The organism is Pseudoalteromonas sp. SMS1, from assembly GCF_021530565.1.
Classification (GTDB): Bacteria; Pseudomonadota; Gammaproteobacteria; order Enterobacterales; family Alteromonadaceae; genus Pseudoalteromonas.
Genome location: NZ_JAKGBI010000018.1, coordinates 24,132 through 39,634, shown reverse-complemented (window position 1 = coordinate 39,634; position 15,503 = coordinate 24,132). Strand labels below are relative to the sequence as shown.

The window sequence follows — 15,503 nt, the reverse complement described above, 5'->3', positions numbered from 1 at the left end:
AATATTATTTTTTGAATAAATTCAAGTACTTAATAGCATTAAAAACCTTTACAAAACTTTGACACTGTATTTTTATACAGATATAAAATATAGTTATTTTAAACGTTAAACGCGCGGACCACCTGCGGTTCACAGGTAAAGGTCGAATATTTGACAGACGAGTTAGAGAAAAAGGAAAGGTAATGTGTACCAGATGCTTATGGCTTGATGAAAGCAAACCAGACTATGTTGCTTATCACGATGAGGAGTGGGGTGTACCTGTATGGGATGACAACAAACTATTTGAATTTATTACGTTGGAGTCAGCGCAGGCTGGCTTAAGCTGGTACACCATTTTGAAAAAAAGAGCGCACTACCGGGCAGCATTTAAGCAGTTTAATGTCCAAGAAGTTGCAAAAATGACTGAAAGTGATGTGGCACAACTGATGGAAAACCCGGGTATTGTGCGTAATAAAGCGAAGATAAACGCAACGATAAACAATGCTCAGTGCTTTATAGAAGTACAAAAAGAGTATGGTAGTTTTGCTAAATTTCAGTGGGCGTATGTAGATTTTACACCCATCATAAACAATATCCGTCACAAAGAAGATTACCCTGCAACCAGTGATATCAGCATTCAGTTCGCAAAAGATCTAAAAAAGAAAGGATTTAAATTCCTCGGTCCAACGACCGTATATGCTCATATGCAAGCATGTGGTATGGTCAATGATCATGACAATGACTGCTTCAGAAAGCAGCCGTTAATTGAGCTTGTCAAATCGTTAAATTTAAAAGCGAAACTGTGCTAACAACTCTGTGCCGAGATGATTAATCTCGGTTCAAGTTATACTTTTTCATTTTCTCTACAAGTGTCGTGCGTCTGACACCTAAGATTTCGGCCGCACGCGCAACGACATAATCATAACGCTCTAATGCTTGTGTAATTAAACTTACTTCCAATTCAGCTAGGTAATCTTTCAACTCGATCCCTTCATCAGGCAGCAGACCCAATAAAGGTTGTTCCGCCACACTCTCTACTTCGTCTTCCTCTTCAAAATCGCTGAACCCTTCACTAAACAACTCATTAAACGCATCTTTTTCCATTAACTCTTCAGGGTATTCAGGTTCAAAAGCCTCAACCTCAATGTAACGATACTTACTTGGCAAGTCTGTGACATCCACCAGCTTATCTGGGAACATAATGGCCATACGTTCTACCAAGTTTGCAAGCTCACGAATATTACCTGGCCAAGCATGCGCTTTAAGACTTTCGATGGCTCTATCGGTAAACTTTACCCCTTTATTACCCTGCTCGGTGACTCTGCGCATGAGCTCTTTAAGTAACAACGGTATATCGTCCACACGTTGACTTAATGACGGGTTTTCAATTGGAAATACATTGAGACGGTAAAATAAGTCTTCACGGAATTTACCTGTTTCAATCATTTCTTCAAGGTTTCGGTGAGTCGCTGCAATGACACGTACGTTGGCCTGAATTGCTTTAGTACCACCTACACGTTCGTAACTGCGCTCTTGCAATACTCTCAGCAACTTAACTTGCATTTGAAGTGGCATATCGCCAATTTCGTCTAAAAACAGCGTTCCATTTTGCGCCAACTCGAAGCGCCCTTTTCGAGCTGAGATTGCACCTGTAAACGCACCTTTCTCATGACCGAAAAGTTCACTTTCAAGGAGCTCGCCCGGAATGGCGCCACAGTTGACAGGCACAAAGGGCCCTGAAGAACGATTAGACAATAAATGAACATTCCTTGCCACAACCTCTTTACCCGTGCCAGATTCACCTAAAATCAGTACATTAGCATCTGTTTTTGCTACCTGAGAAATTAAAAACCTAACTTCTTTAACCGCGTCAGTGTCACCCACTAAACCATCAAAAGACTTAGCATCTCGATTTTGGCTATTTTGACCTGGCAATAAGCTCAGGTACTGCTGGCAGTCATGCAACAATTGCATGGTCACATCATGGCTAAAAGGCTCGCTAATTAGTCCGATAACGTTGGCAAGAGATAGCAAAGGCCTAAGCGTTTCACCAACTAAAATAAATGGCTGTGCAGGGAGTTTTTTAATATGGCGCTCGTGATCCAATCCGTTTAGAGCACCGAGTACAATTGTACATTCCTGATATTTCTTGACCGATTCGGGTGTAAACTCTGACTCTGCGAGTACTTTTGCGGCTTGACCGCAAAATGTCAGTGCCGCAGCTAATCCAGAAGCACGATTATTGTTGTTATCGATGATCAGTATCATTTGGATTGGATCCAAGTGTTTTTATAAGTCTATACAGGAGATTGTAAGGGAGTATGTAAGGGATGCAATACCTAAGTGGCAATTTATTGACATAAACGCCAAATAAATGCCACCGGATATGTTTTATATCAATACAAAAGTATTAACCTTTACTGTAAAAGGTTCAAAACGGAGGAAGCTGACTGATTTGCTTGTCCTCGAAGTGCGATAGATGCTTGCGATAAAATATCATTTGCTGATCTCTGCGCAGCCACCTGCGCAAAATCAGTGTCAGCAATACGGCTCTGGCTCTCTGCGATTCTGTCGCTTTGATTACCTAAACCTCGAATGGTACTGTTCAACGTGTTTTCAAACGCGCCCAACTGAGAACGCTGCGTGTTCACATCTTTGGCAACTTGGTCCGCAGCCGTAATGGCCGCTTGCGCACCTGCTTGGGTTGAGATATCAACACTTAAAATACCGGCTGCAACTGAGCTATCGGCTTGCGTAAAGCTTTGGGTCGTATTTGCATCTGGACCAACTTGAAAGTTCGCTTGCTGACCGTCAAACAAAGGCGCCCCGCCAAATGTCGTGTTTTCAAACGTGTCGGTAATTTGAGTCTGTAGCTGTGCCACCTCGTCTTGTAACGCTTGGCGATCACTGTCTGTCAATGCTCCGTTACCGGCTTGTATAGAAAGCTCTCTGATTCGACTAACTGCATCTCCTACTCCTGATAATGCAGACTCAGAAGTTTGACTATATGAAATCCCATCATAAGCATTGCGGATTGATTGGCCGTACCCTTCCTGCTGAGAAGTCAAACGGTTTATTATCTGCAACGCGGCTGCATCATCTGCCGCAGAATTGACTCTTTTACCTGTTGCAAGTTGTTCATTTTGCTTATTACTGGCTTGTGTTGTTTTATTTAACAACGAGTTAGAAGGGGAATTTATCTGCATTTTAACCTCCAATTCAAACTGCTATCCCTTTAGTTTACGCCCATACTGCTCAAAAGTCACCCAGCATAGATTATAGAGTATGAGTTATTGTGCTTAATTTACTGCAAAATTTCAAAAAGTGATATAAAGTATTGAGTAATAGCTAAATTTTATCTTGATATTTATTCCCTACACGTCCATTTTTGTGAGAGTGTAAAGAATAAATTGCACCTTTGGTGATTATTATGTTCGACAACAAAACCATTCTTATAACTGGTGGTACGGGCTCTTTTGGCAAAAAGTATGTTAAGACCTTACTAGATCGCTATAAGCCTAAGAAAATCATCGTTTTTTCACGTGATGAACTGAAGCAATTTGAAATGCAGCAAGTTTTCGATCAACCTTGCATGCGATACTTTATTGGTGATGTAAGAGACAAAGACCGATTGAAGCGCGCAATGAGAGGCGTAGATTACGTCATTCATGCAGCTGCTCTCAAGCAAGTTCCTGCTGCTGAATACAATCCAATGGAATGCATAAAAACGAATATAAATGGTGCGGAGAATGTAATTGAGGCAGCGCTAGACAATGATGTAGAGAAAGTCATTGCCCTATCCACCGACAAAGCAGCAAACCCCATCAATTTATACGGCGCCACCAAACTAGCATCAGATAAACTTTTTGTCGCCGCAAATAATATTGCCGGAGGACATCGCACGATTTTTTCAGTGGTCAGGTATGGTAATGTCGTGTGCTCTAGAGGATCCGTAGTGCCCATATTCCAAAAGTTTATTGACGAAGGGCTTGATCACTTACCCATTACACACCCCGATATGACTAGATTTTGGATCAGCTTACAACAGGGTGTTGACTTTGTTCTCAAAAACTTTGAAAGAATGTTGGGCGGCGAGATTTTCGTACCTAAAATCCCATCAATCAAGATAACCGATTTAGCAACAGCAATGGCACCCAACTTGCCTCAAAAAATCATCGGCATTAGGCCCGGCGAAAAGCTTCACGAAGTAATGTGCCCCGCAGATCTATGCTTTAATACGTACGAATTTGACGAATACTTCGTCATCGCACCTGGTATTAAATTTAGCAGTCGCAGCAATGACTTCACCGTGAATGCCATTAAAGAAAAAGGCAAACCAGTCGCGATGAACTTTGAGTACAACTCTTTGAACAATGACCATTATCTAACTGTTGATGAAATCGAAGCTTTTAATCAGAGTGCCTTGAAATGATTCCATATGGAAAACAGGATATAAACCAAGACGATATCGACGCGGTACTGAGCGTCCTCAAATCAGACTGGTTAACGCAGGGACCTAAAGTCCCTGAGTTTGAGTCCGCTATTTCAACTATATGTGGCGCCCACTACTGTGTCGCATTGAACAGTGCCACGTCAGCACTGCATATTGCATGTCTTGCGCTGGGGGTGGGTCCTGGTGATACGGTTTGGACTTCACCGATTTCATTCGTTGCGAGCGCAAACTGCGCTCTGTATTGCGGTGCTGATGTCAACTTTGTCGATGTGGAAACCGAAACCGGCAATATGTCCGTTAACGATTTAAAGAACAGACTCGCAATAGCCAAAGCAAATAACACTTTGCCAAAAGTGGTCATTCCCGTCCACCTCGCGGGACAATCTTGTGACATGCAAGCGATACATAAACTGGGGACAGAATATGGTTTCGCTATTATTGAAGATGCTTCTCATGCGATTGGTGCGCAATACCAATCTCAATATGTAGGTAACTGCCAGTATTCTGATTTTACAGTCTTTAGCTTTCACCCTGTGAAAATTGTTACATCAGCCGAAGGAGGCGCGTTAACTACCAATAGCGCAACCCTAGCAGAGAAAGCGACACTATTGAGAAGCCATGGCATTACAAACAAAGCTGAGCAATTAAAGCATGAAAGTCACGGTCCTTGGTACTATGAACAGCATCAACTCGGTTACAATTATCGAATGACCGACCTACAAGCTGCTTTAGGGACCAGTCAACTGCAGCGAGTACATGATTTTGTTTCGCAAAGAAACAAGCTGGCAAAACGCTATACTGAAAAGCTGCCTGATACATGCTCACACCTGTTGCAAAGCGGCCAATGCTACTCAGCGTATCATTTATATGTGATTTTACTTGATAAACAATCCAGCAATAAGCAAAGAGCGGTTATCGAAACACTGCGAAGTAATCACATTATTGGGCACTTGCACTATATTCCAATTCACCTCCAGCCATACTATCAAGATAGGGGCTTCAGACAAGGCGATTTCCCGCGTGCTGAAGAGTACTATGCTAGAGCGGTTACGCTCCCTTTACACCCAAATTTGACCTTTGATGAGCAAGATCAAGTCCTGTCGGTATTATCTGGGGCACTGGCATGAGACTCGCGCTAGGAAGCGTTCAGTTTGGGCTGGATTACGGTGTCAGTAACACTTCTGGGCAACCCCCCTTAGATGAAGTGGAAAAAATCCTCAGGCTCGCAGTACAATCAAATATCGACGTTGTAGATACTGCAATTGCTTACGGTCAGAGCCACGCAGTGCTGGGCAAATTAAAGCATGTTTGCCATCACCTCAACATTGTTACCAAGCTTCCTCCACTTCAAGCATCAAGCTTTGATAGTGATTCGTGTGAAGCATATCAAAATATGCTCTTAGATAGTTTCGACACACTCAACTGTGACGAGATATACGGCGTCTTGTTTCATCAATCGGCTGATATTATCAAAGCTGGCAACAGACCGCTTTTAGACTCCCTAGAAATGTTTAAAAAACAGGGAAAAATTAGAAAAATAGGTGTGTCCCTCTATTCTAATAATAACATGGATGATTTGTTGTCTGTGCAAAGTATTGGGTTAGTTCAACTACCCTTTAATGCGTTTGACACCTTTTTTGCAAACAAAGGGTATTTAAAAGAATTCAATGCACGCGAAATAGAAGTGCACGTGCGCTCTGCATTTTTGCAAGGCCTTCTCTTAATGGCACTAGAGGATATGCCAAGTTACTTTGCCCCGTGGAGAAAGCAACTTACTAACTTCAAAAACATTGCCACTGAGTTTTCTGCATCGTCACTTGAACTTGCCCTAGCCTACGTATTAAAACACGATGAGATTGATAAAATTGTCATTGGCGTTAATAGCGAACAAGAGTTGCAGCAAATACTATCAGCCTATCATCAAGCAGAGCAATTAAGTAAACAATTTCTCCCTGACATTTCCGTCTCAGATAGTCAACTTACTAATCCTGCTCACTGGCATATTGGTTAGGCACTCACCCTAACCGAATTATCTGCCACGCTCATGTTATCGGGGTACTGTGCCCTTTCTCAATCAATTCACGCGTTCGTTCTGCACCTACATTGAATAACGCATCAATTATGCCCAAGTGAGAGACAAACTCACCGTAAAGTTGTGGGTAGTTCGGGTGTTCAAATTGCTGATAACCAACCTGAATACCCGATTTTGCAAGGGCGCCTCCAGGGTGTGTTTTATCAATATAATTTCTCGCGCCCTGAGGCGATACATAATTATCCGCACCGAAGTATTGACATAAATTTGCTAGCCGCTCATCTTTTACACCCGATATATTAGGCAGCTGAGACGCTCTATAACAGGGAGTATTGATTTCAAGCAGCGACATAAACAACTTGATTAGTCCAATATTGAACTCTGCTAGATTATCGGTGCGCGTATTGTAGTACGCTTCAATCACATCAAAGGTAGTTTGAAAGTGAGCCGCTTTGGCATAATTTGTTTTGAATGACTTTAAATGCTTAACGCGCCAAGGGTGGCCACTTTTAAATGAGGTTTCACAGATTACACTTGCCATTCTCCCCTTCGGCGTCGAAACGACTTGAGACAGTAACAGCTCCCCTTGAGAAGACTTAACTCTATTTCTGACGTGCCAGTCACTTTTCTCTAACTTCACATCATCTAAAAAAACAAATTTATCTGCGTTTAATATCAGATCAAAGTAACCCATCCAAGGGATATAGGTAGGTTGCATTACAGACAAAATCATACCAAAACGCCTTCTTTCCTCATTACCATCGTAAATTCATATGGAAACCCATCCGGTTTAGTCACATAGTCGTGTTTTAGGGTGACATAAGGCGTTATGTGTCGCTTTATATATTCAAAAGTTTCTAATGGGTTTACATAAAATAAGCTGCTTTCTTGGTACTCAACAAACGTAGACAAGGCATTAAATATAACCCCTTTATTTGCTGCCTTAAATGCTGCCTCAATGGTGTTTCGCAAGAAGGACTCATTGCAATTTAGCACATTGTTAAAGATGCCACTCATCACAATATAATCGTACTCTTTTGGTATCTCATCCTTTATTATGTCCATTACCTGAAATGTCGCACTTTCATCGTTTTCAAACTTAGTTTGCGCGTTTTTAATAAACTCTGGAACAAAGTCACACCCCAAGTAATTTCCAGTATGATCATGATTTCTCAAATAAACTAACATGTCACCTAATCCACAACCCAGATCAATGATACTGTCAGACGTGTCAATGAATTCGCAGAATATTTCAAAACGCACATATTGCGCATCTTTTGAGACATGTTGCACAGCTGCTGCACTTTCTCCATGCAGACGAAAAAGTGATTGGTAATAATTTTTTAACTCTTCGGGGCTCATATTTCGAACTCATTGATGGTTTCAATCATGGCGATTAACTGACTGTTAGGTGTTTGCGACTTGACAAATATATTGAGGATTTGCCGACCAATTTCATCAGCAACAGGTACGTTACTTTGTGTCATCATAGTACCCAAGCTCTGATAATGATGCGTAAATACCTGCCCTCTAGACTGAGCAAATAACAGAAAACGCGCCCTGTCACTACTATTAATTAAGACCGGGTAGCGCCAATAGGGTATTTGCTCCTGCATATCCAGCTTGATAAAAGCTGGGTTTACTATCTTGTCATGCACCCATGCAATATTACGAAGCCGACTGCTTGTATAGCTAGGGAGTTTCTCAAACTCATGCGCTAAATCATCGAGTCTATCTAACCATTGAAATTGAAAAAATAAATTGTGTCCTAGAATACTCGGTATCCTCGATGCGACTTCGCTATCGTTTGTTAAAACAGCCCCTCCAAATCCCATGGAAATTGGTTTGTCATAGCCAAAACTGATAACAGAAGTATTAGCAATCCCCCCTAAAGGCCTGCCTTTTAGTTGACCACCGTACGCTAAACAAGCATCTTCGATAACCGGAATAGCGTGTTCTTGTGCTAAACGAACAATCGCCTCGATATCACAGTATCTCCCATAGCCATGTACGGCCAAAATTGCTCCGGTATTGGCCGACAGCTTTTGTTTAATGTCTTCAGCCCGGCAATTCAAAGTACTTGCACTCACATCCGCCAGTACGACTTCATATCCTGCCATCTGCAAAGAAAAAAGTACTATAGGACAACAACTCGCAGGCACAATGACTTCTTTTCCAGGCGCAACATGATTTGCCTGCATCGCCACAATAATCGCTGTACTGCCCGAGCGCGTTAAAAAACTTGAGTGCATGCCAAAAAACTGGCTCAAAGTCACTTCAAAGTAATGAGGAGATCTTTTCTGTACCATGATAATTTAAAATCTTTTGGCTGCTGACGAATTTCAACATTGGCTAATCTGCCATCGTTTTCAAGCCACTTTACCAGCCCAGTCACATCAACAAACAACCACTGGGAGTAACGATGGATGATTGGGATAGCGGCCTCTATTTCTTGGTCACTACTTTGTTTTATTTCCTGCTCAAACTGTTTATCTAGCAAGTCACCAATAAGGATCATGCCTCCGGACTCAGTATGTTCTATAAACTCGGTGAGCACCTGCTCGACATAACTCTGTGAAGGGAAATAATGAAAAATGCTGTAACACAGTACACGTGAAAACTTTTTGTTATAAGGAATGTGACATGCTTCGCTTTGCGCAAAGTGGCCATGAGGAAACCTTTCTTTTGCTTCTTTTACCATGTTCTCAGCAAAATCAATTCCATATACAAGATTTTTGTCAACATCAAGTAGTGACAATAAATAACCATTACCGCAGCCGACGTCGAGTATTTCCGTTTGACTGTTTAATTGCAGGTTTAGATTGATGTTGTCGGCAAGCTTCTGCCAAGTTATGTCATCTGCGAGTCGACCCACTTGCTTCTTGACATCGCTATCACTTGCTTGCTGATGCCAAGCCTGCTTTTTTTCATGATGAGACATTTCTTGACCCCAATATTTTATTCACCAAATTACGCGTTGAGTTTAAGTCGTACACATGTGCTAGTTGCTGAGTTTGTTTTTTGCGCGTCGCTTTACTCAAAAACACTTGCAGCTGTGTCTCTAGCACCGAAGGATTCTCTAGCAATTCTTCTGCCAAACCAACATCAAAGCAGATACCGCCACCTTGTAGTAGTTTCGTATCGGCTTGCTGCTCCGCAGTTTGAGAGACCGCAGCATTGGGCACCATGCAAAATCCAGCTTCGTATTTTATAGAGCCCCCGCCACTGATCACGACATCTGATTCTCGATAATATTTGTCCATGTCTTTTGTAAACGTGTGGTGTATCACTTTGTTATTTTCCAAAGTAACACAAGGCGCTTCTGCTGATAGGACGACAATAGTACATGCACTTAGCGCACGATCTAACGCGCATAGTAGCGTGGCTGTTATATTAAAGCGGTCAGACGCGCCCAATACCAACAACACACGTTTAACTTCTTCAACAAGTGGTGGTTCAGACAATTGCGCCTTACGAATATCGACAAAAGTTTGCTTAAAAGGAAAGTACTCAATACCCAATACATGCTGACTTGAACTTTTAACAAACGCCTGCGCGTTAAATCGAAAATTGACGAGCAAATCTACGCAGTCGTGGCGATACATATCGAAATCGTCTAGTACCACTAAGCGCTGACATTGCGCTTTTAATTGTGCTAATAAGGTTTTTGTAAACAGATAGCTGTCTGCGATAATCAAATCGACCCCCATTAGAGACGACTTGGGCACCGCATTAAAACCAGATCCCTTGAGTAAGTCCATTGCGAAACCATCGAATTCACCACAGAATCCAACATCAACCTTGTGTTTAGACATTTCCAATGCGATGGTCAAACAACGTGAAAAATGTCCAAATCCAACTCGACTGGTGCCATCACATACAAAAATGGCTTTTTTAGGCACTCACTTCCCCAAATGTTTTGTTTATCTTAGTGTAAGTATCGTGGAGAATATCATTTAATAACCATAACTTACCACTAAACCTACCTGATACACAGAGATTATCCACCAAGGATTCTAAACGTTCAAACTGCGCGCTCACTTCATGATTAAACTCTTTTGTAGGTACTGGGAAAGTGTTATGTATTACCTGTGTCGTTGAGTCTAGCAAATTCGCATCTTTAGGCACCAAGTCCATCTCAATCAATGCCTGTAAAATATCCTGCTGCTTAATTTCTTTGGCTTCATCCGCACTACTCAATACTTCAGCTGAGATAGAGTACGCGCGACTGTCGTTGAGGTTAGGATACATCGTGATCCTAAATATGCTAGAACATGAGTCCCAGTTCCACAACAGGTGCGACTGCGTATTTTTTAAAGGCGCATCAAAAGTAAAATGGAAAATATTTGCAGTACGGAAATTAGGCCGACAACGGCTTTTATAGTCCTCCAATAACCTCAATGCAAAAATGGGGGGAGCACTCCAATAGACCCAGTCACAAGTGAGCTCACGCCCATCACTCAACGTCAATGAAGTAACGTGTTTGTTCTCACACTTTAACTCAGACACACTCAAGCTATTCTCGATTTTCACACCCGCAGAGGTCACTTTGTCGACCAAGTAGTCCACCCAATACTGACTGCCTTTAGGCGACTTTGGATACAGATACGCATAATCTTTAGAGCCATCTAGTTGCAGACGCTTGGCGTAGTCAAGTCGGGTGTGATAACCCAGCTTGGCGTCAAAAGCAGGCAGTTCCTTCAACTTACCCGTGATATCGGGGTTAAATGCTAAAATACGAGATGCGCCAAAATAATTGATGCTGTTTCGTGCAGAAAGTTGAGTATAATCAGATTGCTCACCGTACAATTTAACAATCACTGGCTTCACTAATTTTTCGAAAAATAATGGTCCCAGCGTTTCTTTACAGTACGCTTCTATATTGTCTGCCTGAGATATATCTTCATTCGCCAGCAGTTGTGCAATGCCTGCCAAATAGTCGTCTTTATTTAGCTTTCGGGCATCAATCGTTTGTGTTTGTAGATCCCAAGTACTTTGAAAGTAGTTTCCTGTCATCAGCTCTGGAATACTTACCCAGTTATGTTGACGTGCTTGCTCTGGGCCGAACAGAAAGTCATCTAATTCAGAAACGCCCGACAAGTTGGGAATGTGTGAGCCTTGATCATAATAATGGCCAGATGTATCCGTCACAGATCGAAGTAGACCACCGCATTCTTCTGCTTGCTCAATCAGCACAACATCTTGGCCATGCTTTTTCAACAAATACGCAGCGAGTAAACCACAAATACCACCACCGACTACAACACACTTATTCATATCAACACTCCTCTATTTCCCCCTCAATGAGATCGGGAGATACTCTATCTCCCAGCTCCACAGCTTGCTTGAGCGTCTGACCGAGATAAAGGGGTAAAAACTTAGGATGGGCACCAAACCCGGGTCTCACCGAGCGGATGTCTCCTTCCTTAAGTACATGCCCTGCTGGTAGGTCTTTACAAATATATAAAGAACGTTTGGCAAGGATGTTTTTCTGCGCAGATTCAGTAATATCATAATTGATACTCCCCAGCGCTAACTCTACTTGCTGCTGTTGTGCCTGCGTATACTTTGGCTCTATTCCTGATTCTAGCTGGCGCACGGCATTGACCATTTCCTTAAAAGCTTGGGCATCCAGCGAGAAAAATGCATCAACAGAATCATCCTCACTGCTATCAACGAAGTGCTTTTCGATAATTTTGGCTCCCACACTTGCGGCTGTAACCGGCACTAAGGTTCCTTCAGTATGATCTGATAACCCCACCACACAATCGAATGCCTTCGCAATATCTGGGATCGTTCTCAAGTTACATTCATTAAGTGGTGTTGGATACGCCGTAGTGCACTTCAAAACGGCAATCTCATTACAGCCATGATGACGAAGCGTATCGACGGCTAAGCGGATATCTTCATACTCTGCCACACCGGTTGATAAAATAACGGGCTTGCCAGTTTTAGCAACGTAAGAGAGCAAGCCTATGTCGGTTATTTCAGGGGACGCAATCTTATACGCCGGGACGTCTAAGCTCTCTAACAAGTCGACCGCGGTGGTATCAAAGGGACTAGAAAATATATCCATGCCCAATCTGCGAGCTTCTGCAAAAAGTGCACTGTGCCACTCCCATGGCGTGTAGGCTTTTTGATACAGCGAATATAAAGAATGATGTGCTTCCCATGCATTGCCACTTGGCAGCAAAAAATCATCCTTTGTACAATTTAAGGTAATTGTATCTGCCGTGTAAGTCTGTAACTTAATCGCGTTTGCCCCGGCTTTATGGGCAACATTGATAAGGGATATCGCCTTCTCTAAACTACCGCCATGATTGGCAGACATTTCCGCAATAACGTAGCAAGGAGAACCCTCCTCTATTTTGGTATTATTAATTGTTAGAGATGGTTTAATGTTCATTTGCATCACTCTCTTTTTGCAAGGAGATTTCTAGCCCCTCATTTCTAATAATATGCTGGTTTATTTCATAAATACTTTGATTTGTGTCGAAGAACTGTTTTATTTGTTCGTAATTAACGGCCAAGCTTTCAGTATTAAAGTGTGCCGCCATTGCGGATATAACTTGCCAATCTTCGTTCGTATCTAATGTAAACCTGTAGTGGCTATCCTGTGTTTCGTTACACAGCTCTATCATGTTGCAAAAATCAGGGTGATTAAAAAGGTATAGGGTGACATGCTCCCTTTCTGACTCACGTGTCGCCAATTGACTGACGGTTTGAAGCGTCGTTGAACGTATCACCTCACAATCGACACCTTCAGGATATGATTCATTTAGATATCCATAATCAGCGTCGTTTTGTGCAATATAGCTGATGAGTTGATCGACTATCTCAGGACAAATGAAAGGAGAATCTGCAGTCAGCCTGACTACTTGTTCAGCAGGGTAGACCTTTAAAGCTTCACAAAAACGGCCCAGTACATCATCTTCACTCCCTCGGAAAACATTGACACCCGCAGCATTGAGCGTATCGCACAGTACGTCATTTTCTTGATTAACCGAAGTAACCACAACAATACTGTCAATGCGAGAAGCCTGCTTCAAACGCTCTATCATATGCAGGATCACCGGCAAACCATTGAGCGGCTTTAAAACTTTACCTGGCAAGCGAGAAGATGCCATCCTCGCTTGGATAAATGCAACCGTCTTAACCATATTAATTGAGCCTCTGGAATCCACTGTGGCACACGGGTCCATCGAGTAAGTCAAGCACATCCCCTTTGTCTTGGGCCTGCTTTAAAACACCAATGACCTCTTCAAAAGCGTTTAAGAAGGTTTCACAATGCGCTAGTGTGTGACCCATTGACACATAAATAACATTGGCCGCTAGCACGCCTCTTTTGAGCATCTCTTGCGTATATAGCGTTTTGAGAGCGAGAGCCTGCTCACCCGGGAAAACCAGTATTGGTACGCTGTCTACGCCAATTAACTGGAGCTCAAATTGTAGGTCATGACAGATTTTTGCCATATTAGTTTTAAGGTGACGACCCGTCTTATTTAGCTGCTCGCTCACTTGCTCTTGTTCAAAAACAGCGAGTGTATTTAATGCCGCAACAAACCCCACTCGTTCAGTCCAGTATGTACTGCTAATAAACGACTGCTGGGCAGCATCCATCACTTCAGACTTACCGATAATCGCACCTATTGGGTGGCCGTTCCCCATTGCTTTACCAAGCACACAAATATCCGGGTGAACATCAAATAACAGGTGTGCTGCCCCTGCATTCAGTCTAAACCCGGATGATATTTCATCAAAAATTAAGACTATACCATGCTGCTCACAACGCGCTTTTACCGCTTTGATAAAGTCTAAATCGGGCATGCCATGCCTAAACACTTCCATCATCACCACCCCCAAATCATCACCGTGCTCAGATAACAATTCATCAAATCCCTTGAGATCTCCCTCGTGGAAAGGTAATGCAGTATCTATTAGCTGCTGAGGAACACCACTTGGTGAAAGACCCGGAAGTAGCTGCTCTTTGAGCTTATCCCCATCGGCAAGGTTGGTTGCTAAATACCAGTCGTGCCAGCCGTGGTAACCACAAAACGCCACCTTATTTTTGCCAGAGTAAGAGCGAGCAATACGAATAGCTAAAGCACAGGATTCGCCACCTGTACGCGTGAATCTAACGCCACCAGCCCAATTGTGTATTTCAATCAGTTTTTCAGCTAGTTCGACTTCTTCAAAGCAATTTAAGCTCGACATTGACCCCATTTGCACGGCTTCTACAACCGCTTCGGTTACCGTTGGGTGAGCGTAACCTAATGAACAACTGCCAATGCCCATAATAGAAAAGTCTAAATAATGCTTGTCATCTAAGTCCCAAATTTCACATCCTTGGGCTTTTTTATAGTATGCGGGCCATTGCTGAGGTAAAAACATTTCAGCTCTTTTTGATAATAGCTGATTGCCTCCAGGGATTATCTTTTTCGCCTTTTCCCATAGAGTTGCGCCTGAGTTTTTTTTACTTTCCATTTTGATAACCAAAGAATAACTTGAAGATTAACCCGAGCACTAAAGCAGCTGCCTTAATTCATTAAGGCGGCTATGTTAGTTCAAGGCTCATTATATAATAGGTTGGATATTGGGATATTATTTTGAACCCCAATCTTTCATAGGCAGATATGGCAGGTTGATTTTTATTATCAACCCCCAAGTGAACATCTTGGATCCCCCACTTTTTTTTCAAGAACAAGTTTACAGCGTGAATGACTTCTTTTGCTACACCTTTTCCTTGCCAAGCTGGCTCACCAATAAAAATCCCCATCTCTGCAGTTTTCTTACTTACATCAATGGGTTCATATTTTATATTACCGATATGCTGGCCATCATGATAAATACCCAACAGCAAGCAATCTTGTTTAATTTCACGGTCTTTGACATATTCTTTTAACTCAGCAACAGAGGTTGGCCTGTAACTAATATACTGCGCATTTTCAGCATTAAAAAACCAATTGTAATAGGTTTCTGATACATCTTCTGCACCTAGTTTTTTTAGTACAAATCTCTCTGTTGCTAGTTCTAACATAA

The 15,503-nt window shown here is 42.3% G+C and carries 16 protein-coding genes; 4 read left to right on the top strand and 12 right to left on the bottom strand.

The genetic code is table 11. From position 1 onward, the window contains the following. Positions 1 to 182 precede the first annotated feature (182 nt). Entirely contained in the window at positions 183 to 788 is a 606-nt protein-coding gene (locus tag L1286_RS17975; protein ID WP_235408417.1) for a DNA-3-methyladenine glycosylase I, read from the top strand. A gap of 19 nt (positions 789 to 807) precedes the next feature. Here the strand turns inward: L1286_RS17975 and L1286_RS17970 are convergent, their stop codons facing one another. Both L1286_RS17970 and L1286_RS17965 read right to left on the bottom strand, forming a co-directional pair. Further along, positions 808 to 2,247 (bottom strand): sigma-54 dependent transcriptional regulator, encoded by a 1,440-nt coding sequence (locus L1286_RS17970; protein ID WP_235408416.1) that lies wholly within the window; start codon positions 2,245 to 2,247, stop codon positions 808 to 810. A 149-nt stretch (positions 2,248 to 2,396) separates the two neighbouring features. Next, positions 2,397 to 3,185, bottom strand: a complete 789-nt coding sequence (locus L1286_RS17965) for a flagellin N-terminal helical domain-containing protein (RefSeq protein WP_235408415.1) — start codon at positions 3,183 to 3,185, stop codon at positions 2,397 to 2,399. 224 nt (positions 3,186 to 3,409) lie between these two features. Here L1286_RS17965 and pseB point away from each other — a divergent pair, with 224 nt between their 5' ends. From pseB to L1286_RS17950, 3 genes are read left to right on the top strand one after another with little or no spacing between them, the layout of a single operon-like run. Beyond that, positions 3,410 to 4,411: a UDP-N-acetylglucosamine 4,6-dehydratase (inverting) gene (gene pseB, locus L1286_RS17960; protein WP_235408414.1), complete on the top strand. Its 1,002-nt coding sequence runs from the start codon at positions 3,410 to 3,412 to the stop codon at positions 4,409 to 4,411. After that, complete coding sequence (gene pseC, locus L1286_RS17955) at positions 4,408 to 5,559, top strand: UDP-4-amino-4,6-dideoxy-N-acetyl-beta-L-altrosamine transaminase (RefSeq protein WP_235408413.1); 1,152 nt, start codon at positions 4,408 to 4,410, stop codon at positions 5,557 to 5,559. The genes pseB and pseC overlap by 4 nt, the downstream gene beginning before the upstream one ends. Beyond that, complete coding sequence (locus tag L1286_RS17950) at positions 5,556 to 6,443, top strand: aldo/keto reductase (RefSeq protein WP_235408412.1); 888 nt, start codon at positions 5,556 to 5,558, stop codon at positions 6,441 to 6,443. Before pseC ends, L1286_RS17950 begins: the two co-directional genes overlap by 4 nt. Positions 6,444 to 6,474: 31 nt before the next feature. Here the strand turns inward: L1286_RS17950 and L1286_RS17945 are convergent, their stop codons facing one another. The 10 genes from L1286_RS17945 to L1286_RS17900 form a co-directional block, all read right to left on the bottom strand. Further along, positions 6,475 to 7,197 (bottom strand): WbqC family protein, encoded by a 723-nt coding sequence (locus L1286_RS17945; RefSeq protein WP_235408411.1) that lies wholly within the window; start codon positions 7,195 to 7,197, stop codon positions 6,475 to 6,477. Further along, positions 7,194 to 7,826, bottom strand: a complete 633-nt coding sequence (locus tag L1286_RS17940) for a class I SAM-dependent methyltransferase (protein WP_235408410.1) — start codon at positions 7,824 to 7,826, stop codon at positions 7,194 to 7,196. The genes L1286_RS17945 and L1286_RS17940 overlap by 4 nt, the downstream gene beginning before the upstream one ends. Next, positions 7,823 to 8,773 carry a DegT/DnrJ/EryC1/StrS family aminotransferase gene (locus tag L1286_RS17935; RefSeq protein WP_235408409.1) on the bottom strand — a complete coding sequence of 317 codons (951 nt, stop codon included), beginning with the start codon at positions 8,771 to 8,773 and terminating at the stop codon, positions 7,823 to 7,825. The genes L1286_RS17940 and L1286_RS17935 overlap by 4 nt, the downstream gene beginning before the upstream one ends. Continuing rightward, on the bottom strand, positions 8,737 to 9,405 hold the full coding sequence (locus L1286_RS17930) for a class I SAM-dependent methyltransferase (RefSeq protein WP_235408408.1): 669 nt from the start codon (positions 9,403 to 9,405) through the stop codon (positions 8,737 to 8,739). The genes L1286_RS17935 and L1286_RS17930 overlap by 37 nt, the downstream gene beginning before the upstream one ends. Continuing rightward, positions 9,392 to 10,366, bottom strand: coding sequence for a hypothetical protein (locus L1286_RS17925; RefSeq protein ID WP_235408407.1), 975 nt, complete (start codon positions 10,364 to 10,366; stop codon positions 9,392 to 9,394). Before L1286_RS17925 ends, L1286_RS17930 begins: the two co-directional genes overlap by 14 nt. After that, positions 10,359 to 11,741 carry an FAD-dependent oxidoreductase gene (locus L1286_RS17920; protein WP_235408406.1) on the bottom strand — a complete coding sequence of 461 codons (1,383 nt, stop codon included), beginning with the start codon at positions 11,739 to 11,741 and terminating at the stop codon, positions 10,359 to 10,361. Before L1286_RS17920 ends, L1286_RS17925 begins: the two co-directional genes overlap by 8 nt. Before the next feature lies 1 nt (position 11,742). Then, positions 11,743 to 12,870, bottom strand: coding sequence for a pseudaminic acid synthase (gene pseI, locus L1286_RS17915; protein ID WP_235408405.1), 1,128 nt, complete (start codon positions 12,868 to 12,870; stop codon positions 11,743 to 11,745). Beyond that, positions 12,860 to 13,624 carry a cytidylyltransferase domain-containing protein gene (locus L1286_RS17910; protein ID WP_235408404.1) on the bottom strand — a complete coding sequence of 255 codons (765 nt, stop codon included), beginning with the start codon at positions 13,622 to 13,624 and terminating at the stop codon, positions 12,860 to 12,862. The genes pseI and L1286_RS17910 overlap by 11 nt, the downstream gene beginning before the upstream one ends. 1 nt (position 13,625) lies before the next feature. Next, complete coding sequence (locus L1286_RS17905; protein ID WP_235408403.1) at positions 13,626 to 14,948, bottom strand: aminotransferase class III-fold pyridoxal phosphate-dependent enzyme; 1,323 nt, start codon at positions 14,946 to 14,948, stop codon at positions 13,626 to 13,628. 70 nt (positions 14,949 to 15,018) lie between these two features. Then, entirely contained in the window at positions 15,019 to 15,501 is a 483-nt protein-coding gene (locus tag L1286_RS17900; RefSeq protein WP_235408402.1) for a GNAT family N-acetyltransferase, read from the bottom strand. Positions 15,502 to 15,503 lie beyond the last annotated feature (2 nt).

Excerpts from the sequence above, each read along its gene's own strand:
- L1286_RS17975 (WP_235408417.1), top strand. The coding sequence starts at position 183 with ATGTGTACCAGATGCTTATGGCTTGATGAAAGCAAACCAGACTATGTT.
- L1286_RS17970 (WP_235408416.1), bottom strand. The coding sequence starts at position 2,247 with ATGATACTGATCATCGATAACAACAATAATCGTGCTTCTGGATTAGCT.
- L1286_RS17965 (WP_235408415.1), bottom strand. The coding sequence starts at position 3,185 with ATGCAGATAAATTCCCCTTCTAACTCGTTGTTAAATAAAACAACACAA.
- pseB (WP_235408414.1), top strand. The coding sequence starts at position 3,410 with ATGTTCGACAACAAAACCATTCTTATAACTGGTGGTACGGGCTCTTTT.
- pseC (WP_235408413.1), top strand. The coding sequence starts at position 4,408 with ATGATTCCATATGGAAAACAGGATATAAACCAAGACGATATCGACGCG.
- L1286_RS17950 (WP_235408412.1), top strand. The coding sequence starts at position 5,556 with ATGAGACTCGCGCTAGGAAGCGTTCAGTTTGGGCTGGATTACGGTGTC.
- L1286_RS17945 (WP_235408411.1), bottom strand. The coding sequence starts at position 7,197 with ATGATTTTGTCTGTAATGCAACCTACCTATATCCCTTGGATGGGTTAC.
- L1286_RS17940 (WP_235408410.1), bottom strand. The coding sequence starts at position 7,826 with ATGAGCCCCGAAGAGTTAAAAAATTATTACCAATCACTTTTTCGTCTG.
- L1286_RS17935 (WP_235408409.1), bottom strand. The coding sequence starts at position 8,773 with ATGGTACAGAAAAGATCTCCTCATTACTTTGAAGTGACTTTGAGCCAG.
- L1286_RS17930 (WP_235408408.1), bottom strand. The coding sequence starts at position 9,405 with ATGTCTCATCATGAAAAAAAGCAGGCTTGGCATCAGCAAGCAAGTGAT.
- L1286_RS17920 (WP_235408406.1), bottom strand. The coding sequence starts at position 11,741 with ATGAATAAGTGTGTTGTAGTCGGTGGTGGTATTTGTGGTTTACTCGCT.
- pseI (WP_235408405.1), bottom strand. The coding sequence starts at position 12,870 with ATGAACATTAAACCATCTCTAACAATTAATAATACCAAAATAGAGGAG.
- L1286_RS17910 (WP_235408404.1), bottom strand. The coding sequence starts at position 13,624 with ATGGTTAAGACGGTTGCATTTATCCAAGCGAGGATGGCATCTTCTCGC.
- L1286_RS17905 (WP_235408403.1), bottom strand. The coding sequence starts at position 14,948 with ATGGAAAGTAAAAAAAACTCAGGCGCAACTCTATGGGAAAAGGCGAAA.
- L1286_RS17900 (WP_235408402.1), bottom strand. The coding sequence starts at position 15,501 with ATGTTAGAACTAGCAACAGAGAGATTTGTACTAAAAAAACTAGGTGCA.